Source organism: Kitasatospora putterlickiae (genome assembly GCF_039527695.1).
In the GTDB taxonomy this organism is placed as follows: domain Bacteria; phylum Actinomycetota; class Actinomycetes; order Streptomycetales; family Streptomycetaceae; genus Kitasatospora; species Kitasatospora putterlickiae.
In genome coordinates, this window is the sequence record NZ_BAAAKJ010000135.1 from 12,880 (window position 1) to 18,558 (window position 5,679).

Here is a 5,679-nt window from a genome sequence, read left to right on the forward strand (position 1 = left end):
CGGACGGCTCCCGGTACCGCCCACCCGGCGGTACGACCAACGAGACGAACCGGGGCCGACCGCCCCGGTGCTCCCGGAACGGAACGGGGGAATGGCCGTGAGTGATCTGGACCGTACCGGCCTCGCGACGGCGGGCCCTGCCGTACCGACCCAGGCGAGCGTTCCCGGCCTCGCCGCCACCGACGAAGCGCACCCGAAGGACGCCCACCGGATGAGCCAGCCGACCGAGCCGACGCCCCAGTCGTCGCCCGATCAGTCGCCCCCGCCCGTGCCGTCGGCCGCGGACCTCCCGGACCCCGAGGACGCCCACGACCCCGAAGGCGCCGAACGGGCCGAACCGGCCGAGGGCGCCGCCGAGGCGCCGCGCGCGGCGGTGCCCGCCCAGGGCCCGCAGCGCAGCGGAGCACCGGACCGCGAGGCGGCCCGGGCCCTGTTCGTGCGGCTCTCGGCGCTGCCCGACGGCTCCCCGGAGCGCGTCGAGCTGCGCAACCAGCTGGTGCGCATGCACATCCCGCTGGTCGAGCACCTGGCCCGGCGGTTCCGCAACCGGGGCGAGCCGCTGGACGACCTGACCCAGGTCGCCACCATCGGGCTGATCAAGTCGGTGGACCGGTTCGACCACGAGCGCGGGGTCGAGTTCTCCACCTACGCGACGCCGACCATCGTCGGCGAGATCAAGCGGCACTTCCGGGACAAGGGCTGGGCGGTCCGGGTGCCGCGCCGGCTCCAGGAGCTGCGGCTGTCGCTGACCACGGCGACCAGCGAGCTCTCCCAGCGGCACGGCCGCTCCCCCACGGTGCACGAGCTGGCCGAGCACCTGGGGATCTCCGAGGAGGACGTCCTGGAGGGGCTGGAGTCCGCCAACGCGTACTCCACGCTGTCCCTGGACGTGCCGGACAGCGACGACGAGTCGCCGGCCGTCGCGGACACCCTGGGCGCCACCGACGAGGCGCTGGAGGGCGTCGAGTACCGCGAGTCGCTCAAGCCGCTGCTGGCCCAACTTCCGCCGCGCGAGCAGAAGATCCTGGTGCTGCGGTTCTTCCGGAACATGACGCAGTCGCAGATCGCCGCCGAGGTGGGCATCTCGCAGATGCACGTCTCCCGGCTGCTCGCCCGGACCCTGGCGCAGCTGCGGGAGAAGCTCCTCGTGGAGGAGTAGCGGCCCGGGAACGACTGACGGCCGCTCAGTGGCGGCCGTCGGGTCGTAGCAGGACGGTGGAAGGCGGCGGCCCTCCGCGCTCAGCCCTCGTGCGGAGCGTAGAGGGCCGCCGTCGCCTTCGGGCTGAGCAGCGCGCCGATGCCGACCAGGCCGAGCAGGCAGACGCCCACGCCGACCGCGGCCATCGCCCCGCCGCTCTGCCACATGTAGTACCCGACCGGCAGGCAGATCGAGTTGGTCAGCACGGCGGGACTGCGGCCCCAGCGGCGGGTCCTGAGCAGCGCCCGGGCGGCCAGCAGCGGCGCCACGCCCAGCAGCACGATCACCAGGCCGCCGAACTCGTTCAGGACGAGCTGCTTCGACTGGCCGGACAGCGCGGCGACCATGTCCCAGACGCCGACGACGGCCAGCGCGGCGCCCTCCACGGCGGTGATGGCGGCGCCCAGGGTGAGGGCCGTCGGCCGGTCGGTGCCGGGCGCGGGTACGGGTGCGGAGGATTCTGCGGTCACTCCAGCAGGGTAGCCGCCGGTTGGTCCGTACCGCCCCGTAGGCTGGGCCCATGCGCGCTCTCCTGGTCGTCAATCCGAAAGCGACCACCACCAGCGGACGCACCAGGGACGTGCTGATCCACGCCCTGCGCAGCGACCTCAAGCTGGAGGTGGCGCAGACCGAGTACCGCGGCCACGCGCGCGATCTGGCGCGTGAGGCGGTGGAGGACGGCGCGGTCGATCTGGTGGTCGCGCTGGGCGGGGACGGCACCGTCAACGAGGTCGTCAACGGGCTGCTCGCGCACGGCCCCGGCGAGCGGATCCCGCGGCTGGCCGTGGTGCCCGGCGGCTCGACCAATGTGTTCGCCCGCGCGCTGGGCCTGCCGAACGACCCGGTGGAGGCGACCGGCGCGCTGCTGGACGCGCTGGAGCACCGGCGCGAGCGGGGCATCGGGCTGGGCAAGGCGATGACCGAGGGGCTGCCGGACCGCTGGTTCACCTTCACCGCCGGCCTCGGCTTCGACGCCGGCGTGGTCGGCCGGGTCGAGGAGCAGCGCCGGGCGGGACGCAAGTCCACGCACGCGCTCTACGTCACCCAGGCGCTCCGCCACTTCATCACCCAGCGTGAGCAGCGCAGATCAGGCCCGGTCTCGCTGGAGCTCGCCGGCCGCGAGCCGGTACCGGGCCTGGTGCTGGCGATAGTCAGCAACACCTCGCCGTGGACGTTCCTGGGCAACCGCCCCGTCTACCCCTCGCCGCGCGCCTCCTTCGACTCCGATCTCGACGTCTTCGGCATCACCCGGATGACGGCGTTCGGCACCGCTCGAACGGTCCGTCAGATCCTGCGGTCGCACGGTCCTTCGAGCGCTGACGTCGCGCCGGACGGGCCTTCCGGGAAGCACGTCGTCTCCTATCACGACGTCCGTCACTTCACCTTGGTTTCGGAGGAACCGGTCCCGTTCCAGGTCGACGGGGACCACCTTGGATCCAGGAGTCGCGTCAGTTTCACAGGCGTACGGCGGGCACTGCGTGTGATTGTGTGACTAGAAAGGCCTTTCCTCCTTCTTCTCGAACGCACAAGCCCCCTTCACTCCATAGAAGTACCGGCTGTGAGCTAGGCGACACCGAAGAATCCAAAATTCCTCCCTGAAGGGGGTTGTATCCGGGCCCGAGGTTTGCGAACCTCTACATGGCGATCGGGACACATCGCAGCGACGGCAACCCTCGAAACCTGGGGGGCCGACCGCGGGGTGTCCCTCGAATCGCCCGAATCCCTCCCCAGCACAGACCTCCCGGGCCCCGTGGGCCTTTGGTCTCTTTTGCCGTCGCGGGATTCGTGAAAGCGTTCACATTCACAAGGACCATCGATGTGCCGACCGGGCAACCCCCGCCGGCAGGAGGAGTTGGACGACCATGGACTGGCGCCACCGCGCTGTCTGCCGCGAAGAGGACCCGGAGCTGTTCTTCCCGATCGGGAACACCGGTCCTGCTCTGCTGCAGATCGAGGAAGCCAAGGCCGTGTGCCGCCGCTGTCCGGTCATGGAGCAGTGCCTCCAGTGGGCGCTCGAGACCGGCCAGGACGCCGGCGTCTGGGGTGGCATGAGCGAGGACGAGCGCCGCGCCATGAAGCGCCGTGCCGCACGCAACCGCGCCCGCACCGCCTGATCACACGCCGTAGTACCAGCAGTAACCACAGCACCGATCAACACATGATCACAGGCTTCCCCTGCACCTCCTGGTGAAGCCTTCCGCACAAAGGGCCTTGTTCGACGAGGCCTCGCGACACCCGCCCGCCCAGCCACTTGATACTGTTCACTTAGAGCAATATCGTGGAGCTGTGGCGCTCACCGTGTGCAACGCACCGGCTGGTGTCGCACCACCTAGAGCCCCCGTTCCGGCCGACTCCCCCCGACGGCCGGAACGGGTTGAGAGGCCCTGTCGACCCACCCCCCCCGGTCGACAGGGCCTCGTTTCTGTTTCTCCGCCGTGGGAACCCCCGGCGTGAAGAAGCGCGCGACCGGCGCTCGCGCCGGACGCACGCCTCCTCCACGCGTCAGCGCACCGGGATCTCCAGGACCACCTTGGTGCCGCCGTCCGGGCCGGCCACCATGTCGAAGGTGCCGCCCAGCTCCCCGGTGGCCAGCGTCCGGACGATCTGCAGCCCGAGGTTGCCCGCCTGCTGCGGGTCGAAGCCCTCCGGCACGCCCTTGCCGTCGTCCTGCACCGTGATCAGCAGGTACTCCTCCGGCCGGGCCCCGCCGTTCCAGGTGTCCGACCAGCCCATGCCGGTGGCCGGCGCCCGGCCGCGCAGCGCGCTGACCTCCAGGTTGCCCGAGGCGCTCGGACCGAACGCGTGTTCGAGGGCGTTCTGCAGCAGCTCGGTCAGCACCATCGCCAGCGGCGTGGCCACCTCGGCGGAGAGGATGCCGAAGCTGCCGCTGCGGCGGGTCGCCACCCGGCCGTCCTGGGACAGCTCCATCACCATGGCCAGCACCCGGTCGGCGATCTCGTCGAAGGCCACCTGCTCGTCCAGCGCCTGGGAGAGCGTCTCGTGCACGATCGCGATCGAGCCGACCCGGCGCACCGCCTCGTCCAGCGCCGCGCGGCCGGACTCCGAGTCCATCCGGCGGGACTGCAGGCGCAGCAGCGCGGCGACGGTCTGCAGGTTGTTCTTCACCCGGTGGTGGATCTCCCGGATGGTGGCGTCCTTGGTCATCAGCTCGCGGTCGCGCCGGCGCAGCTCGGTGACGTCCCGGCAGAGCACCAGGGAGCCGGTCAGGGCGCCCTTGGGCTTGAGCGGGATGGCCCGCAGGGTGACCACGCCGCCCTGGACCTCGATCTCGGTCTGCCGGGGGGCCCAGCCGCTGGCCAGCTTCACCAGCGCCTCGTGCACGGCGGCCCGGGACGGCGGGGTGAGGTCGGCGGTGGTCCGGCCGAGGTGGCTGCCGACCAGGTCGGTGGTGAGGCCGAGCCGGTGGTAGGCGGAGAGCGCGTTCGGGCTGGCGTAGGTGACGATGCCGTCGGCGTCGAGGCGGATGAGGCCGTCGCCGACCCGCGGCGCGGCGTCCATGTCGGCCTGCTCGACGCCGGGGTAGGGGAAGGTGCCGGCGGCGATCATCTGGGCGAGGTCGGAGGCGCTCTGCAGGTAGGTGAGCTCCAGCCGGCTGGGGGTGCGCACGGTCAGCAGGTTGGTGTTGCGGGCGATCACGCCGAGCACCTTGCCCTCGCGCCGCACCGGGATCGACTCGACCCGGACCGGCACCTCCTCGCGCCACTCCGGGTCGCCCTCGCGCACGATCCGCCCCTCGTCGTAGGCGGCGTCCAGCAGCGGGCGGCGGCCGCGCGGGACGAGGTGGCCGACCATGTCGTCCTGGTAGGAGGTCGGGCCGGTGTTGGGGCGCATCTGGGCGACCGAGACGTACCGGATGCCGTCCCAGGTGGGGATCCAGAGCACCAGGTCGGCGAAGGAGAGGTCGGAGAGCAGCTGCCACTCCGAGACCAGCATGTGCAGCCACTCCACATCGGCACCGGTCAGGGTGGTGTGGCGGCGGACGAGTTCGTTCAGCGAGGGCACAGGGCGAGCGTAGCTCCAGGGGGGCGCGAACGGACCCCGCGCACCCCCGCCGGCCCGGGTCGCGCACCTCGTTCCGCAGGTTGTCCAGACCAATTTGCGGCGAGGCCTGGACAACCCAGATTGGTCTAGTCCACAATGAAAGGGCACCAAGGAGAGGCACCCGCGCAACTGCCCTGACCGCGCGCTGCCGCTCCTCGGTCGGACGCCGTCGAACGAGGACCCCGCACAGTTCTCGATCGTCACCGGCGCCCGACGACAGCTCCGGGCCGCGGAGCCGCATGGGTTGAGGGTCCCGTGTCGGCGCCGTGGCCCGTAGTGTTTTCCGGCCCCGCTCCGGGGCGGCCCCGCCCCGGGCCCGGAGGCGAGCGGGCGAGCAGCAGAGAGCCCCGCCCCGAGCCTGGGAGCGAGCGGGCGAATAGCAGAGAGCCCCCGCCCCGAGCCGAAGGGGCGCGCCGCTG

At 71.7% G+C, this 5,679-nt stretch carries 5 protein-coding genes; 3 read left to right on the forward strand and 2 right to left on the reverse strand.

All coding sequences use genetic code 11. The features are described 5' to 3' along the window. Positions 1 to 211 precede the first annotated feature (211 nt). On the forward strand, positions 212 to 1,159 hold the full coding sequence (locus ABD308_RS14540; RefSeq protein ID WP_425554766.1) for an RNA polymerase sigma factor SigF: 948 nt from the start codon (positions 212 to 214) through the stop codon (positions 1,157 to 1,159). Between the two features lie 80 nt (positions 1,160 to 1,239). Here the strand turns inward: ABD308_RS14540 and ABD308_RS14545 are convergent, their stop codons facing one another. Then, complete coding sequence (locus tag ABD308_RS14545; RefSeq protein WP_344333600.1) at positions 1,240 to 1,668, reverse strand: hypothetical protein; 429 nt, start codon at positions 1,666 to 1,668, stop codon at positions 1,240 to 1,242. Between the two features lie 50 nt (positions 1,669 to 1,718). On the opposite strand from ABD308_RS14545, the gene ABD308_RS14550 reads away from it, so the two are divergent. Then, positions 1,719 to 2,690: a diacylglycerol/lipid kinase family protein gene (locus ABD308_RS14550; RefSeq protein WP_344333602.1), complete on the forward strand. Its 972-nt coding sequence runs from the start codon at positions 1,719 to 1,721 to the stop codon at positions 2,688 to 2,690. Positions 2,691 to 3,060: 370 nt separating this feature from the next. Further along, on the forward strand, positions 3,061 to 3,312 hold the full coding sequence (locus ABD308_RS14555) for a WhiB family transcriptional regulator (RefSeq protein ID WP_014138019.1): 252 nt from the start codon (positions 3,061 to 3,063) through the stop codon (positions 3,310 to 3,312). A 388-nt stretch (positions 3,313 to 3,700) separates the two neighbouring features. Here ABD308_RS14555 and ABD308_RS14560 read toward each other — a convergent pair whose 3' ends face one another. Continuing rightward, on the reverse strand, positions 3,701 to 5,221 hold the full coding sequence (locus tag ABD308_RS14560) for a sensor histidine kinase (protein ID WP_344333605.1): 1,521 nt from the start codon (positions 5,219 to 5,221) through the stop codon (positions 3,701 to 3,703). Between the last annotated feature and the right edge of the window lie 458 nt (positions 5,222 to 5,679).